The sequence below is a fragment of the Duganella sp. Dugasp78 genome, from assembly GCF_059491455.1.
In genome coordinates this window covers 4,502,803-4,517,909 of sequence record NZ_CP168506.1, presented here as the reverse complement: position 1 = coordinate 4,517,909, position 15,107 = coordinate 4,502,803, and the positions used below count along the sequence as shown (strand labels likewise).

Sequence of the window (15,107 nt, the reverse complement as noted above, 5' to 3'; positions counted from 1 at the left end):
GCGTCAATCCCGGCATGCCGCATCGGCATGTTACATTCACGGCAGTCCCTCCACCAAAGGAACCCGGCTTCGAAGTTCACCACCGAGATCGTCGCCGAATTCGATAAGAAAATCTACGCCGCCGACGCCAATGTGCGCCTCGGCCAGAAGACCCATTGGTGGCAGACGGAAAGCTCCATGCGTCCGCTGTATGTGAAGTTGAAGGAGCTGGCCAGCAAGCCACCGCAGCAGACGCCTGACCTGACGCCGGAAGATCCGACAGTCAGAAATCGGAATTGGAACACGAGTTTTGACGGCATCGCCGGCGTATTTGCCACCGATCCGGCTGTCAATGCGGTCCTGATCACCTTTATCGCGGCGGGCCTGTACTCGCACTCGATCGCCATCGTACGCGAGCGTGCCGGCAGCTTCCAGTTCTATGACTGCAATGCCGGTTCCTATCGCATCCTGCCCGATAAGCTGCGAGACTTTTTAAAGGCCTACAATACCCATTGCCTCCCCAGAAAATGGGCGGGATACCACGAGCCGGACGACAAGCCGTTCAACGATATTTACAAGGTCGCTTTGCTTGGCCCTAGCGGACCGGCCGCCACACGCAGCTGACGCCGGCGTTATGCGTGTCCGGCTTGTCCGCCGCGCTGCCGGCCAGCGGTTCGCGCGGGCGGCGCCGGCGTTCGGGAAAAAGAAAACCCACCGTCTCGCCCACCGCCGAACAGGCCGCGATCAGCTTGAGCGCCTGCATCGGCTCGGCAAACGCCACAGCCGAGGCCTGCTCCAGTGTTTTTCCCGTGGTCGGCAATTCGGTGGTGAACGCGCCGTCTATCGTCAGGAAGCGCACCGACCGGATCTGCAGTTCGCGCCCGATGGTTTCCTGGCTGGCGCTTTCGAGGACCACGCTGCCGCCGACGCTCAACGTTATGCTCACCACGCCGTGCTGCCGCGAAAACGCGACCTCTGCGGTCTGCATAAATCATCCTTCCAAAAAAAGACTGCCTCCGATCAGAGGCAGTAAGGGTAGGCCACATCGAGTGACTTCAGCAAGCTATCTTGCCAGCCAGGAATTACCGGCGTGTGACATTGGCTTGCATTTGAGGATGTTTTTTCACGATGTCGGCCGCCTGGCGCCGGATGCGGGCGATTTTTTCCTCGACCTTGGCCAACTGCTCGGCCAGCAGGCGCGGCAATCAGCCCGCGCCGCACGGCAAATGCACGGTGAACGCGGCGCCGCCCCCCCGCCTGCAGCTCCTCCACCAGCAGGGTCAGGCGCTCCACCTCCTCCATGCAGGAGCGCAGCGTGTCGACGTGCGGCCGCGACCTGGCCGCCTTCCTGGACCCGCTGAGCGCGTTCGGCGGCCCGGTCGCCCTGCACCTGCGCGGCATGACGCTCAACGTGTCGAGCGCGGTCGGCTTCATCGCAGTGTTCGGGATGGCGGTGATGGACGGGATCCTGATGGTGTCCAACCTGAACCAGCTGCGCGCCGCGGACGGCCTGTCGCTGAGGGACGCCGTGTTGAAAGGCGCCTACAGCCGCTTCCGTCCGGTGCTGATGACGGCCAGCGTCGCCGCGCTGGGCCTGCTGCCGGCCGCGCTCGCGCACGGCCTTGGCAGCGACGTGCAGCGGCCGCTGGCGACCGTGGTGGTCGGCGGCCTGATCACGGCCACCGGCCCGACCCTGGTGTGGCTGCAGGCGCTGTACTACCTGGTCGAGCGCTATTTCGAGAACCAACCCAAGCCGGCCGACGCCGTGGCCAGGTACAGCCTGGACTTGCAGATGCGGCGCGAGAACGTGAGCAGCGCCCAGGCCGGCGTGTCGCGGCGTGTCGATTGCCGGCGTGCGGCCCGATCCGGTGCTGACAGCCTCGGCGGACCTGGCGACGGCCACGGTGCAGCTGCAGCTGGCAGTCGGCGCCAACTAATGAGGTGGGGGTCAGATACCGTCTTGAATGGCAAGCCCTTTCGATAAGTAATTAGGATCGAAAGGCTTGTCATTGCGTATCACCCCATAAATCAAGTGAGCCAGCTTGTGCATGACTGCCCCGATCACGGCTTTCTTTGCCATTCCGGTCGCGGCAAGCCGTTCGGCGAATTGCCGCAGGATGGGGTTATGTCGGCGCGCCACCAAGCTCGGCATGTACAGGGCAGCGCGCATTGAGGTGCTGCCGGTTCGACTGATCGTCGTTCGTGCCCTCAGCGAGCTTCCAGAGCTGCGTTGTTTGGGCGTTACCCCAAGAAAGGCAGCGAAGGTTTTCGCGCTGTCAAAGCGGCGAATATCCCCCAAATGCCCCAGTATTTTTGCCACGGTCGTCGTTCCGACGCCAGGTATGGTGGCGAGCAGATCGGCATCGTGCTTGAGGCCAGGATGGCGATCTATGTGATCGTCGATGTCGCCTTCGAGCTTCTCTATTTCTACGCTGAGCCAAGCGACATGCTGTCGCACATGCTGCGCGACGTCCTCCATCCCGCTGATGATCAATGCCTCCAACCGATTTTCTTCCTGCTGGCGAATGTCCTTCAAGGCTTGGACGCGCAGCGACCAAGCCCGCAACTGGCGCTGCTCCAGCGGCGGCGGACTCCAGGGCGCGGGCTTCATCGCGACGCAGTAGCGTGCAATCAGCCCGGCGTCGATCGTATCGTTCTTGTTGCGAATATTTTCGCTGTGGCCGAAGCCCTTGATGCAGACTGGATTGACCACGCTCACCACCAGCCCGGCCTGGTGGAGCGCCAATGCCAACGGCTCGGAATAGACCCCGGTCGCCTCCATGCAAGCATGCATTGCCGACAGGGGAACTTTGGATTTGGTGAGCCAGTCGACCATTGCCCGATGGCCTTCGGCGGAATTTTCCAGCACTTTGGTCTTGGTTTTTCCGTTGACCAGCAGTGCAATATCTAACTTCTTCTTGCTGACATCAATACCTACCGCTGCGCATATCGTATCCATTTTTGACCTTCCTCGTATGCGGGCTTACGCGCTGGCGCGATGGCCCCAGATACCGTTCGGACTTATCAAATGAAACAGGCAGAGGCACCTATCTGACCCACGTGCTCCACGGCACTAAGTCTGATCAGCGTCACTCCGCCTGGCCGCACCTACCTCCTTATTATCCGATGGAGATGCGGTATGCTCAATATACGAAGTCTGACATTCGGACACGACCTCTGCCGTAGCGGCCGCTACGGCAGAGGCCGTGTCCGAATGTCAGACTTGACCCCCAGTTGTTAGGCGGCGACTACTTGCACCACGACCTTGCCCTTGGCGCGGCCTTTTTCCAGATACGCCAGGCCATCCTTGGCCTGCGTGAACGGGACGACAGTATCGATTACCGGACGGATGTGCGAAGCCTCGATCAGCTTGGCGATCTCCATGAGCTGCTGTCCGTCCGGGCGCATGAACAGGAATGAGTACGTGGATAGCCGCTTGCCGGCCAGGCGCATGATCTTGCGGCTCAACAGGCCGAACACCAACGTCATCAGGAAGTTCATGCCGCGCCGGCGCGCGAAGGCGGCGTCCGGCGGACCGATCAGCGAGACTACGGCACTCGCCGGCTTCAGGATGCCGATCGCCTTCTCAAGCCCGTCGCCCCTGGTCGTGCCCAGCACGGCGTCGTAGCCTTTCAGCACTTGCTCGAATTCCTGTTTCGTATAGTCGATCACCTCGTCGGCACCGAGGCTGCGCACCAGTTCGACATTGCCGGTGCTGGTGGTCGTCCCCACCGTGGCGCCGAGGTGCCTGGCCAGCTGGATCGCGAACGTGCCTATGCCGCCGGAGCCGGCCGGAATGAACACCTTCTGCCCAGGCTTGAGCTGCAGACGTTCCTTGAGCGCCTGCCATGACGTCAGCCCGACCATCGGAATCGAGGCGGCCTCCACGAAACTGAGGTTGACCGGCTTCAGCGCCGCAGCCGATTCCGGAACGGCGGCAAATTCCGCCAGCGTGCCGGTGCCCAGATCGAAGACGCTGGCGTACACCGCGTCGCCCACCTTGAAACGGCTCACGCGGCTGCCGGTCTCCACCACGATGCCCGCCAGGTCGCTGCCCACCGTGGCGGGCAACTGAAACTTCAGGATAGGCTTGAAGCTGCCTTTCGGGATCATGTAATCGATGGGGTTGAGGCCGACCGCGTGCACCTGCACGAGGATTTCGTCCGGCTTGATGGCGGGACGGGGAATGTCGGCGAATTCAAGCTGGCCGGTCTTGCCATACCGTTTCAGGATCAGTGCTTTCATGATTGCCTTTTCATATGTGATTATGCCAGCCGCAGATCCTTGCGCATGCCAGCGTCCATGACGCCGGCCGGCGCAAAGGTGCGCAGCAGACGCAGGCGCCCGGCCAGGCCGCCGGCGGTGTAGCGCAGTTTCGGCTTGCGGGCCAGGGCCGCTTTCAGCACCGTCGCCGCCACCACCTCCGGTCCTTCGGCGCCGGCCATCACTTCCTGCACACGCTGGGTCACGGCGGTCCGCACTTCGCGGTAGCTATCCAGCTTGGCGTCCGCCGCCAGCATATTGGCGTCGAACGGCGTGTTGGTGTAGGCCGGCTCGATGACGACGGCCCGGATATCCCAATTGCGCAGTTCGTGGTCCAGCGATTCGGTATAGCCTTCGACCGCGTGTTTGGTGGCCGCGTACAGCGCGCCATACGGCATCGGCAGGAAGCCGAGCACCGAGCCGATGTTGATGATGCGGCCCGCGCCCTGCGCCCGCATATGCGGCAGCACGGCGCGGGTCATGCGCACCATGCCGAAGAAGTTGGTGTCGAAGATGGACTGGGCCTGCCCGATCGAACTCTCCTCCGCGCCGGCCGGCGCGACGCCGACGCCGGCGTTATTCACCAGCAGATCGATGCGCCCTTCGCGCCGCATCACTTCGGCGACGGCCGCCGACACCGAGGCGTCGCTGGTCACATCCAGCGCCAGCATCGCGTAGGGCTGCGCGCCCGCCTGGGCGCCGCGGCGGCTGGTGCCGTACACCTTGAAACCCGCCTCGACCAGTTGCTTTGCCGTGGCGGCCCCTATGCCGGACGAGGCGCCGGTGACCAATGCAATCTTGCTGCTCATGGTGTTTCCTTTCTAGTGACTGCCAGCACAAAATATGACGATCATCATATTTTTATGCAAAAAAACGCCCGCCCGGTAATTCAGGCGGTCGTCGGGGTAAGTAGCTTCAGGGTCGCCGCACGCAGCGCCGCCGACAGCTTGGGATCGTCCACCGCACGCGCGACCATGGTGGTGCCGATCAGGGCGCAGACCATCGCCATCGCCTGCTCATGGGCCTGCGGCTGGCCCCAGTCGGGCAGCTGGCGGGCGAACAGGTCGATCATTTCCTTGATGTGGATGGTCGCGGCGCGCCGCACCTCCGGCGCCTGGCGCGGCATCTCCGAACCCAGCGCGGAGACCGGGCAGCCAGTCTCGATGGCGTCGATATGCTCTTGCGACAGGTAGGCCTGCATCATGGACTGCAAGGCCTGCCCCGGCGGCGCGGACGCCGCCACCCGCGCCGCCAGCGCGACCGACTCCGCGCCCGCGCGGTCGCCGGCCTCGGCCAGCAAGGCGTCGCGGGATTCGAAGTGGGCGTAGAAGCCGCCGTGCGTCAGGCCCGCCTCCTTCATGATGTCGGCCACGCCGGTGCCGTCATAGCCGCTGCGGCGGATGGCGCGCGCCGCCACTTCCACGATGCGTTCGTGGGTGGCTTCCTTGCGGCTGGGCGTCGCGCGTTTGGCGGGTTTCGAGTTCATGATGAGCATCATATCTTATTTTTCTCCATGGTGCACGCGGCGTTCCAAAACTCGCTTGACAAGGCCGCGGCCTTCGCCAATACTATACCTTATGGTTAACTATAAAGATCCCCAGCTGGACCTGATCTTCGCCGCGCTGGCCGATGCCACGCGGCGCGGGGTGCTGGCGCAACTGGGCGACGGCAGTTGCACCGTCACGGAACTGGCGCAGCAGTACGAGATGTCGCTGCCCGGCTTCATGAAGCACCTGGCGGTGCTGGAGACGGCCGGGCTGATCGCCCGCTCGAAGGAAGGACGCGTGGTGCGCTGCGAGCTGCATGCCGCGCCCATGCAGGATGCCGCCATGTGGATCGCCCATTACCAGCGTTTCTGGACCGACCAGCTCGATTCGCTGGGACGCTATCTCTACCACCAGGAGGAAATCGCATCATGCCAACCACCGAACAACCCGCCCAAGTCAGCCTCCGACGCGTCTACCCCGTCGGCCCCGAAAAAGTCTGGCGCGCGTGGACCGACCCGCAAGCGCTGAGCCAGTGGTTCGGCCCCGGCGCGGCCTCGCTGACCAGGGCGGAGATCGACCTGCGCGTGGGCGGCCAATATCACCTGGCCTTCGCCGGTCCCGACGGCGGCCTGAATCAATTGACCGGTGTTTATCAGGAGGTGGCGCCTTTTACGCGGCTGGTCTTTACCTGGGCCTGGCACAGCACGCCGGAACGGCAGTCGCGCATCAGCATCGATTTAACCCCAGTGGCGCAAGGCACGGAACTGCGCTTCGTGCACGACCGCTTCTTCGACGAGCAGGCCCGCATCAACCACGAGCGCGGCTGGGCTCTTTTCTTCAGCAGTCTTGATCGTTACTTTTCAGGAGGTTCGCTATGAAATACCAGGGAAGCTGCCATTGCGGCAGAGTGAAATTCGAAGCCGAAGGCGAGATCGCGTCGGCGCTGTCCTGCAACTGCTCGATGTGCCAGCGCAAGGGCACCTTGATGTGGTTCGTGCCGCGCCCGGCCATGCATCTGCTGACGCCGGACGAGAACGCCAGCACCTATCTGTTCAACAAGCATCTGATCAAGCACCGCTTCTGCCCCACCTGCGGCATCTCGCCCTACAGCGAGGGCACGGCGCCCAACGGCGACGCCATGGCGGCCATCAATATCCGCTGCATTGAGGGAATAGACCTGGACGCCATCCCCGTCAACCACTACGACGGACGGTCGCTGTAATGCGCTCGACCGCCTGGAGATTTGCTTTTAAAATAAGACGCAGCAAAACTACAGGAGGCTGAGGCATGAAGCGCTGGTCGATTCCATTTGCTGTACTGGCCGGGGGCGCCGTGGCGGGCGCGCTCGACATCACGTTCGCGATTTCCTTTGCCGTCTACAACGGCCTGACGCCGGAGCGGCTGCTGCAGATCGTGGCCAGCGGCCTGCTGGGCAAGGCGGCCTTCGACGGCGGCGCGTTGACGGCGGCGCTAGGATTGCTGAGTCACTTCGCGCTCAGCTTCCTGTGGATGGCGCTGTTCCTGCTGGCGGCCCGGCGCGCGCCGGCGTTGCTGTCCAGGCCGCTGCTGTCGGCGGTCCTGTTCGGCATCGTGGTGTTCCTGGCGATGCGGCTGGTGGTGCTGCCGCTGTCGGCCTTCCCCCGCCCCGTCACCTTCCAGCCGCTGTCGACGGTGCTGGACCTGGCTTCCCATATGTTTTTGTTCGGCCTGCCGATTGTGTGGGCCACCCGCAAGGCAACGCTCTGAACCCACAAGGAAACCCAGATGGAACCACGCTCCACCGATGCCACTGAAATGCTGTTCTCCTACGGCACGCTGCAACAACCGGAAGTGCAGATGGCGACGTTTGGCCGCCTGCTGTCCGGCCGCCAGGACAGCCTGCCGGGCTATCGCCTGTCGGCGGTGGCCATCGACGACCCGGCCGTGGTCGCAACCAGCGGCAAGACCCATCATCCCATCGTCTCCCGCACCGGCTCGCAGGACGACCAGGTCGCCGGCTCAGTGCTGGCGGTGACGGCCGATGAGCTGCGGGATTCGGACCGCTACGAGGTGGCAGCCTATCGCCGCCAGAGCGTCGCGCTGGCCTCGGGCACGGTCGCCTGGGCTTATGTGGACGCGCGGGACGCGCCGGTCCTGGCATAAAAAAAGGGCAGCCCCGGCTGCCCTTCTTCCTGCCAAACTACGCTAGATTCAGATCGCTGCCAGGGCCGCGTTGAAGGTCGCGCTTGGACGCATGACCGCTTCGGTCTTGGCTGGATCCGGATAGTAGTAGCCGCCGATATCCATGGCCTTGCCCTGCACCGAGTTCAGCTCTTCGACGATCTTGGCTTCGTTGGCCGCCAGCGATTTGGCCAGTGGCGCGAAGTAGGCCTGCAGTTCAGCGTCCTCGGTCTGGGCCGCCAGCGCCTGCGACCAGTACAGCGACAGGTAGAAGTGGCTGCCACGGTTGTCCAGCTCGCCCGTGCGGGTCGATGGCGACTTGTTATTGTCCAGCAGCTTGCCGGTGGCTTCGTCCAGCGTCCTGGCCAGCAGCTTGGCCTTGGCGTTGCCGGTCTTGATGCCCAGGTCTTCCAGCGACACCGCCAGCGCCAGGAACTCGCCCAGCGAATCCCAGCGCAGGTGGTTTTCTTCCACCAGCTGCTTGACGTGCTTGGGCGCCGAGCCGCCGGCGCCGGTTTCGTACATGCCGCCGCCGGCCATCAGCGGCACGATGGACAGCATCTTGGCGCTGGTGCCCAGTTCCAGGATCGGGAACAGGTCGGTCAGGTAGTCGCGCAGGATGTTGCCGGTCACCGAGATGGTGTCCAGGCCGCGGAAGGCGCGCTCCAGCGTGTAGCGCATGGCGCGGGTCTGCGACATGATCTGGATGTCCAGGCCCTTGGTGTCGTGGTCCTTCAGGTAGACCTGCACCTTCTTGATCACTTCGTTCTCGTGCGGACGGTAGCTGTCCAGCCAGAACACGGCAGGCATGCCGGAGTTGCGGGCACGCGTCACGGCCAGCTTGACCCAGTCGCGGATCGGCGCGTCCTTGACCTGGCACATGCGCCAGATATCGCCCGCTTCCACGGTCTGGGTCAGCAGCACTTCGCCGGTGGCCAGGTCGGTGATGTTGGCGGTGCCGCCTTCCGACACTTCGAAGGTCTTGTCGTGCGAGCCGTATTCCTCGGCCTGCTGGGCCATCAGGCCGACGTTGGGCACGGTGCCCATGGTCTTCGGATCGAAGTTGCCATGCCATTTGCAGAAGCCGATCATCTCCTGGTAGATGCGGGCGAAGGTCGATTCCGGCATCACGGCCTTGACGTCCTTCGGACGGCCGTCGGCGCCCCACATCTTGCCGCCGATGCGGATCATGGCCGGCATCGAGGCGTCGACGATGATGTCGTTCGGCGAATGGAAGTTGGTGATGCCCTTGGCCGAGTCGACCATGGCCAGTTCCGGACGGTTGGCGTGGCAGGCGTGCAGGTCCTTGAGGATCTCTTCCTTCTGCGAGGCCGGCAGCTTCTCGATCTTCTCGTACAGGTTGGCCATGCCGTTGTTGACGTTCACGCCCAGCTCATCGAACAGCGCCTGGTGCTTGGCGAAGGCGTCCTTGTAGAAGATGCGCACGCAGTGGCCGAACACGATCGGGTGCGAGACCTTCATCATGGTGGCCTTGACGTGCAGCGAGAACATCACGCCGGTCTTGAAGGCGTCGTCGATTTCCTTCTCGTAGAACTCCAGCAGCGCCTTTTTGCTCATGAACATGCTGTCGATGATTTCGCCGGCCTGCAGCGAAACCTTCGGTTTCAGCACGATGGTCTTGCCGGAGGCGGTGATCAGTTCCATCTTGACGTCGCGCGCCTGGGTCAGCGTCAGCGATTTTTCGCCGTGGTAGAAGTCGCCGTGGTGCATATGCGAGACGTGGGTGCGCGACGCCTGGCTCCACTCGCCCATCGAATGCGGGTGCTTGCGGGCGTATTCCTTGACGGCCTTGGGCGCGCGGCGGTCGGAGTTACCTTCGCGCAGCACCGGGTTGACCGAGCTGCCGATGCACTTGCCGTAGCGGGCTTTCAGTGCTTTTTCCGCATCGGTCTTGGCGTCTTCCGGGTAGTCCGGCAGCTTGAAGCCGCGCGCCTGCAGCTCGCGGATGCAGGTGGTCAGCTGGCCGACCGAGGCGCTGACGTTCGGCAGCTTGATGATGTTGGTGTCGGCCAGCTGGGTCAGTGCGCCCAGTTCGGCCAGGGTATTGGGGACCTTCTGCTCGTCGGTCAGGAACTCGGGGAATTCGGCCAACACCCGCGCCGCCACCGAGATATCGCTGGAGGTCACGTCCACGCCAGCCGATGCAGCGAACTTCTTAATAATAGGCAGCAGCGAATAGGTCGCCAGCATGGGCGCCTCATCGGTCAGCGTGTAGATGATTTTAGTTTTCTGTGTTGCCATGTTCATTCCATGTCATGCGGGCGAGACCCGCCGATTGAATTCCTCCGTTCCAGATTGCAAGATGATGTGTCGTAATCCGGCAACGGCCCCAAGACTGCATTTTAGCCCTGTTGGCCGCTGATGCCCAGTGGCGGATTCTGCGTATGGGGTCTTTGCCTCCAATAAATGTAAAAAGAACATCCACTTAAGTTGCTGTAACGCACAACTTTAGCAACTAAAAGTTTCAATAAGCTGCACCAATACATATTTCATTGTTGCACCAGTGTTGAAAGTGATTATGTGAGAGTTTCCTAGCCTCATCAGCCCTCTAAGATCGTCCCGACGTTCTGCCAAATTCTCATTTGAATATTTGGAATGCAAATAAGGCCTTAAGGAGGCAGTATGAAATTTCAGAATTGGACTGTAGCGAACCGGCTGGGACTGGGTTTCGGCCTGAGCGCCGCGTTTCTGTTGATAATCATCGCGCTGGCCCTGACCAGCATGCGGCAGATCCAGGGGCGGCTGGACGAAATCACCAAAATCAACGACGTCGAGACCAAACTGGCCCAGGTAATGGACCTGACAGTTACAGAACGCGCGCTGGCCACACGCAACCTGATCCTGCTCAAGGAAGACAAGGAAATCCAGATCGAGGTCAACCGTATCGCCGAGCAGCAGAAGAAATACGCCACCGCCCAGGACAAACTGGGACAGATGTTCGCCACGCTGGGCGGCACCTCGGCCGAGGAAAAGGACTTGCTGGAGCAAATCCGCAAGCAATCCGAGCAGGCCGTCCCCTTCATCCAGCGCGCCGCCGCGCTGGCGCTGGAGCAAAAACAGGACGATGCCTATAAGCTGCTGCGCTATGAGTTCCGGCCGGTGCAGAAGCGCTGGTGGGAATTGCTGCGCAAGCTGATCGCGGTCGAGGAAAAGCAGAACACCGAGGCGGCGGAAGCGGCCGAGGTGGCCTATGCCCAGGCCCGCACGGTGATGCTGATCATCGGCTCGCTGGCCTTGCTGACCAGCGTGGCGGCGGCCTGGCTGATCACCCGCGGCGTCACCCGCGAGCTGGGCTGCGAACCGGGCGAAGCGGCCGAGATCGCCGGCCAGATCGCCGCCGGCAACCTGACCGTGCGCGTCGAGCCCAAGCCGGGCGACCAGCGCAGCCTGCTGTTCGCGATGCGCTCCATGCGCGACAGCCTGGCCCGCATCGTCAACCAGGTGCACGCCAGCACCGAGACCATCGCCTCGGCCGCCGGCCAGATCGCCTCCGGCAACCTGGACCTGTCCTCGCGCACCGAGCAGCAGGCCAGCACGCTGGAGGAAACCGCCTCCTCGATGGAGGAACTGACCAGCACCGTGCGCATGAACACCGACCACGCGCGCCAGGCCAACGGCCTGGCCGAATCGGCCTCCGACGTCGCCGCCACGGGGGGCGCGGTGGTGGCCCAGGTAGTCGACACCATGGCCGCCATCGATGTCTCGGCGCGCAAGATCGTCGACATCATCGCCGTCATCGACGGCATCGCCTTCCAGACCAACATCCTGGCGCTGAACGCCGCCGTGGAAGCGGCGCGCGCCGGCGAACAGGGGCGCGGCTTCGCGGTGGTGGCCACCGAGGTGCGCAACCTGGCCCAGCGCTCGGCCGCGGCGGCCAAGGAAATCAAGGACCTGATCGGCGACTCGGTCGACAAGGTCCAGGCCGGCAACCGCCTGGTCGAGCAGGCCGGATCGACCATGCACGACGTGGTCTCCAGCGTGAAACGGGTGACCGACATCATGTCCGAGATCATGCTGGCCAGCCAGGAGCAATCCTCGGGCATCGAGCAGATCAACACGGCGGTCACGCAGATGGACGACGTGACCCAGCAAAACGCCGCCCTGGTGGAGGAAGCGGCCGCCGCCGCGCACGCCATGCAGGACCAGGTCAACAGCCTGAACGACCTGGTCAGCGTATTCCGCACCGAGGCCAAGGCCGGCGCCGTGCAGCCGCTGCAGCGGGTCGCGGTGGCCGTGCCGGGCACGTCGCGCCGCGCCCCGGCCCTGACCGCCGCCGCGCGCCCGCGCGGCGTGCCCAAGGTCGATGCGCAGGAATGGGAACAGTTCTGATACGGAGGAAGCGGAATGGGTAAGCTCGATAGAATCGAAGAGGTGGGCCTGCCGGGCGCGCCGCATATTTTCTGGCACGGCAGCCAGGTCACGGCCGAGGTGCGCAGCCGCCAGGCCGGACAACGGGCGGCCACCGTCTGGCTCACCGGCCTCAGCGGCGCAGGCAAGTCGACCCTGGCGTCCGCGCTGGAAGGCCGGCTGGTCGGCACCGGCCACATGGCCTATGTGCTGGACGGCGACAACCTGCGCCACCACCTGAACCGCGACCTCGGCTTCTCGCCCGCCGACCGCCAGGAAAACATCCGCCGCAGCGCCGAAGTGGCCAGGATCATGAACGACGCCGGCCTGTTCGTGATTTGCGCCTTCATCTCGCCGCTGCGCCAGGACCGCGAGATGGCGCGCCAGATCATCGGCGCCGACAACTTCCTCGAAACCCATATCAGCGCCTCGGTCGACGTGTGCGAGGCGCGCGATCCCAAGGGCCTGTACCTGAAGGCCAGGGCCGGGCTGATCCCGGAGTTCACCGGCGTCTCGGCGCCGTACGAGGAGCCGCTGGAGCCCGCGATCAAGCTCGACACCGGCGCGCTGCCGCTGGACGCCTGCTGCGAGCGCCTGTATCGGCAGCTGGCGCGGCGCTTCCTCTGAGGCCGCCGTGAGCGCCGCGCACAACCACGATGTCTTCAACGGCGACGCCGACGGCATCTTCGCGCTGCACCAGATGCGCCTGCACACGCCGCTGCAGGCCGAGCTGGTGACCGGCGTCAAGCGCGAGACCGAGCTGCTGCGGCGCGTGCCGGACGGCTGCACCGGCCAGGTGCTGGTGCTCGACATCGCGCTCGACAGCAACACGGCGGCGCTGCGCCGCCTGCTCGACGGCGGCGCCGAGGTCGCGTATTTCGACCACCACTCGGCCGAGCGCGCCTTCGGGCACCCGCGGCTGCGGCTGCATTGCGACAGCGCGCCCGACGTCTGCACCAGCATCCTGGTGGACCGCCACCTGCACGGCCGCCACCGGCCGTGGGCGGTGGCGGCAGCCTTCGGCGACAACCTGGCCGAGGTCGCCTGCCGGCTGGCCCACGGCATCGGCCTGGACGCCGCCGCCGTCGAGGCCCTGGCGCAGCTGGGCAAGGTGTTCAACTACAACGCCTACGGCGAATGCGAGCAGGACCTGCACATCGCCCCGGCCGCGCTGTACCGCGCGCTGGCCGGCCACGAGCATCCCTTCGACTTCATCGCCTGCAGCGAGATCTACCGCGAGCTGTGCGCCGGCTACCACGACGACTGCGCGCGCCTGCAGGACCTGCGGCCGCACGCGCGGCTGAGCGGCGGCGCGGTCTACATCCTGCCCGCCAGCGCCTGGGCGCGGCGCATCAGCGGCGTGCTGGCCAACCAGCTGGCGGCCCAGCACCACGGCGCCTCGTTCGCCGTGCTCAACGAGCGCGACGACGGCTCCTACCTGGTCAGCGTGCGCTCGGGCGCGCCGCTGACGCACAGCGCCAACGGCTTTTGCCAGCAATTCGACACCGGCGGCGGGCGCAAGGCCGCCGCCGGCATCAACCGCCTGCCAGCGGCGGAACTGGACCGTTTCATGGACAGTTTCCACCGCTACTACACCACGTCGCCAGCCGGCGCGTTTACCAAGGAAGAACCAGCATGAACGATAGCTCAAGCAAGGGCGGCACCCAGCGTCCGCGTCCCGTGATGATGATCCCGCTGCGCCGCTGCGGCAGCCACGCGCTGCGGCTGCGCCTGAATATGTCGCCGCAGTTTTACTCGCCCTACCCGCTGCACATCGTCGACCTGATGCCGCTGCTGCCGCTGTACGGCGACCTGCACGACGACCGCGCCTACTTCAACCTGGTGGTCGATGTGGTCGGCCTGCAGGCGGTCAGCATGGTCAAGTGGCCGGAGGTGGTGTTCGATCCGGTGGAGATCTTTGAAACGCTGCGCAACCAGCCGCGCAGCGTGCACCGCGTGGTCTGGGAGCTGCTGCTGCGCTCCGGCGAGCAGCGCGGCGCCCGGGTGGTGATGGACAAGTCGCTCGACAGCGTGCACTACGCGCAGGAGCTGATGACGCTGTATCCCGACATGCTGTTCGTGAACGTGGCGCGCGACCCGCGCGCCCAGGTGGCGTCGATGAACCGCGCCATCATCCACGACTTCGACACCCGCCTCAACGCCCGCACCTGGCTGGCCGCGCACCAGGCGGCCGACCGCGTCATGCAGCAATGGCCCGAGCGCGTGCTGACCATCCGCTACGAGGACTTCCTGTCGCAGCAGCAGGCCACGCTGGAGACGGTGTGCGGCTTCCTGGACATCGACTTCCTGCCGCAGATGCTGGACGGCGCCGCCTCGCGCGAGGCGCGCCAGCTGTCGCAGATGTCGGCGCTGTGGTCGTCCAACTGCTATCCGCCGATCGCCGCCAACATCGACAAGTTCAAGCAGCAGCTCACGCTCGACGAGATCAACGTCATCGAAACCCTGACCGGCGACTATATGGACCGCTACGGCTACACCCGCCTGGCGGCCGGCGACGCGCCGATGCAGCCGGCGCAGTTCGACCAGGCGCTGGGCCGCTCCACCAGCGGGCGCGAACTGGCCTGGCGCGATCTGGAGCACAGCAACTTCCGCGACTATGCGCTGCGCCGCAGCCGCGCCGACTACCTGGAACGGCTGCGCGCGCGCCTGCTGGCGCAGCCTTCGCTGCCCGGCAACGGCCAGCGGGTCACGCTCGACCAGCTGGACCCGGCCGCGTTCGCGCCGGCCGACTAAGGGAACCTCGAACAACGTCATTCCCGCGCAGGCGGGAATCCATGCTGAGGCTATGGGCATGCGGGGTATGGACCGCGACGGCGGACCGTCCCACCT

17 protein-coding genes and 1 pseudogene are annotated in these 15,107 nt (G+C 64.5%); 11 read left to right on the top strand and 7 right to left on the bottom strand.

Going from position 1 to position 15,107, the window contains the following annotated elements:
- Positions 1–27 precede the first annotated feature (27 nt).
- Complete coding sequence (locus ACEN9O_RS20100) at positions 28–603, top strand: hypothetical protein (RefSeq protein ID WP_495613582.1); 576 nt, start codon at positions 28–30, stop codon at positions 601–603.
- On the opposite strand, the gene ACEN9O_RS20095 is transcribed toward ACEN9O_RS20100, so the two are convergent.
- Together ACEN9O_RS20095 and ACEN9O_RS20090 are read right to left on the bottom strand one after the other, a co-directional pair.
- Positions 575–967, bottom strand: a complete 393-nt coding sequence (locus tag ACEN9O_RS20095) for a hypothetical protein (RefSeq protein WP_495613581.1) — start codon at positions 965–967, stop codon at positions 575–577. The genes ACEN9O_RS20100 and ACEN9O_RS20095 overlap by 29 nt on opposite strands.
- A gap of 94 nt (positions 968–1,061) precedes the next feature.
- Positions 1,062–1,184, bottom strand: coding sequence for a hypothetical protein (locus ACEN9O_RS20090; protein WP_495613580.1), 123 nt, complete (start codon positions 1,182–1,184; stop codon positions 1,062–1,064).
- Positions 1,185–1,333: 149 nt separating this feature from the next.
- On the opposite strand from ACEN9O_RS20090, the pseudogene ACEN9O_RS20085 reads away from it, so the two are divergent.
- Positions 1,334–1,708 (top strand): annotated as a pseudogene (locus ACEN9O_RS20085) (efflux RND transporter permease subunit); the annotation flags it as partial.
- 219 nt (positions 1,709–1,927) lie between these two features.
- Here ACEN9O_RS20085 and ACEN9O_RS20080 read toward each other — a convergent pair.
- The 4 genes from ACEN9O_RS20080 to ACEN9O_RS20065 form a co-directional block, all read right to left on the bottom strand.
- Positions 1,928–2,938 carry an IS110 family RNA-guided transposase gene (locus ACEN9O_RS20080; protein ID WP_495612799.1) on the bottom strand — a complete coding sequence of 337 codons (1,011 nt, stop codon included), beginning with the start codon at positions 2,936–2,938 and terminating at the stop codon, positions 1,928–1,930.
- 278 nt (positions 2,939–3,216) lie between these two features.
- Positions 3,217–4,224, bottom strand: a complete 1,008-nt coding sequence (locus tag ACEN9O_RS20075; RefSeq protein ID WP_495613579.1) for an NADP-dependent oxidoreductase — start codon at positions 4,222–4,224, stop codon at positions 3,217–3,219.
- 20 nt (positions 4,225–4,244) lie between these two features.
- Entirely contained in the window at positions 4,245–5,051 is an 807-nt protein-coding gene (locus ACEN9O_RS20070; RefSeq protein ID WP_495613578.1) for an oxidoreductase, read from the bottom strand.
- Between the two features lie 80 nt (positions 5,052–5,131).
- Positions 5,132–5,740, bottom strand: a complete 609-nt coding sequence (locus tag ACEN9O_RS20065) for a TetR/AcrR family transcriptional regulator (RefSeq protein ID WP_495613577.1) — start codon at positions 5,738–5,740, stop codon at positions 5,132–5,134.
- Positions 5,741–5,819: 79 nt separating this feature from the next.
- Here ACEN9O_RS20065 and ACEN9O_RS20060 point away from each other — a divergent pair, with 79 nt between their 5' ends.
- The 5 genes from ACEN9O_RS20060 (at position 5,820) to ACEN9O_RS20040 (ending at position 7,871) form a co-directional block, all read left to right on the top strand.
- Positions 5,820–6,257: an ArsR/SmtB family transcription factor gene (locus ACEN9O_RS20060; RefSeq protein ID WP_495613576.1), complete on the top strand. Its 438-nt coding sequence runs from the start codon at positions 5,820–5,822 to the stop codon at positions 6,255–6,257.
- Entirely contained in the window at positions 6,158–6,607 is a 450-nt protein-coding gene (locus tag ACEN9O_RS20055; RefSeq protein WP_495613575.1) for an SRPBCC family protein, read from the top strand. The genes ACEN9O_RS20060 and ACEN9O_RS20055 overlap by 100 nt, the downstream gene beginning before the upstream one ends.
- Positions 6,604–6,951 carry a GFA family protein gene (locus tag ACEN9O_RS20050; protein ID WP_495613574.1) on the top strand — a complete coding sequence of 116 codons (348 nt, stop codon included), beginning with the start codon at positions 6,604–6,606 and terminating at the stop codon, positions 6,949–6,951. Before ACEN9O_RS20055 ends, ACEN9O_RS20050 begins: the two co-directional genes overlap by 4 nt.
- A gap of 65 nt (positions 6,952–7,016) precedes the next feature.
- Positions 7,017–7,475 (top strand): hypothetical protein, encoded by a 459-nt coding sequence (locus tag ACEN9O_RS20045; protein ID WP_495613573.1) that lies wholly within the window; start codon positions 7,017–7,019, stop codon positions 7,473–7,475.
- An 18-nt stretch (positions 7,476–7,493) separates the two neighbouring features.
- Complete coding sequence (locus ACEN9O_RS20040; protein ID WP_495613572.1) at positions 7,494–7,871, top strand: gamma-glutamylcyclotransferase family protein; 378 nt, start codon at positions 7,494–7,496, stop codon at positions 7,869–7,871.
- Between the two features lie 48 nt (positions 7,872–7,919).
- Here the strand turns inward: ACEN9O_RS20040 and ACEN9O_RS20035 are convergent, their stop codons facing one another.
- On the bottom strand, positions 7,920–10,151 hold the full coding sequence (locus tag ACEN9O_RS20035; protein WP_495613571.1) for an NADP-dependent isocitrate dehydrogenase: 2,232 nt from the start codon (positions 10,149–10,151) through the stop codon (positions 7,920–7,922).
- A 381-nt stretch (positions 10,152–10,532) separates the two neighbouring features.
- On the opposite strand from ACEN9O_RS20035, the gene ACEN9O_RS20030 reads away from it, so the two are divergent.
- Genes ACEN9O_RS20030 through ACEN9O_RS20015 form a run of 4 tightly spaced genes read left to right on the top strand, consistent with a single transcriptional unit; the run spans position 10,533 to position 15,011 of the window.
- Positions 10,533–12,239, top strand: coding sequence for a methyl-accepting chemotaxis protein (locus tag ACEN9O_RS20030; RefSeq protein WP_495613570.1), 1,707 nt, complete (start codon positions 10,533–10,535; stop codon positions 12,237–12,239).
- 15 nt (positions 12,240–12,254) lie between these two features.
- Positions 12,255–12,884: an adenylyl-sulfate kinase gene (gene cysC, locus ACEN9O_RS20025; RefSeq protein ID WP_495613569.1), complete on the top strand. Its 630-nt coding sequence runs from the start codon at positions 12,255–12,257 to the stop codon at positions 12,882–12,884.
- A gap of 7 nt (positions 12,885–12,891) precedes the next feature.
- Positions 12,892–13,896 carry a hypothetical protein gene (locus ACEN9O_RS20020; protein WP_495613568.1) on the top strand — a complete coding sequence of 335 codons (1,005 nt, stop codon included), beginning with the start codon at positions 12,892–12,894 and terminating at the stop codon, positions 13,894–13,896.
- Positions 13,893–15,011, top strand: a complete 1,119-nt coding sequence (locus ACEN9O_RS20015) for a sulfotransferase family protein (RefSeq protein ID WP_495613567.1) — start codon at positions 13,893–13,895, stop codon at positions 15,009–15,011. The genes ACEN9O_RS20020 and ACEN9O_RS20015 overlap by 4 nt, the downstream gene beginning before the upstream one ends.
- Positions 15,012–15,107: the final 96 nt, after the last annotated feature.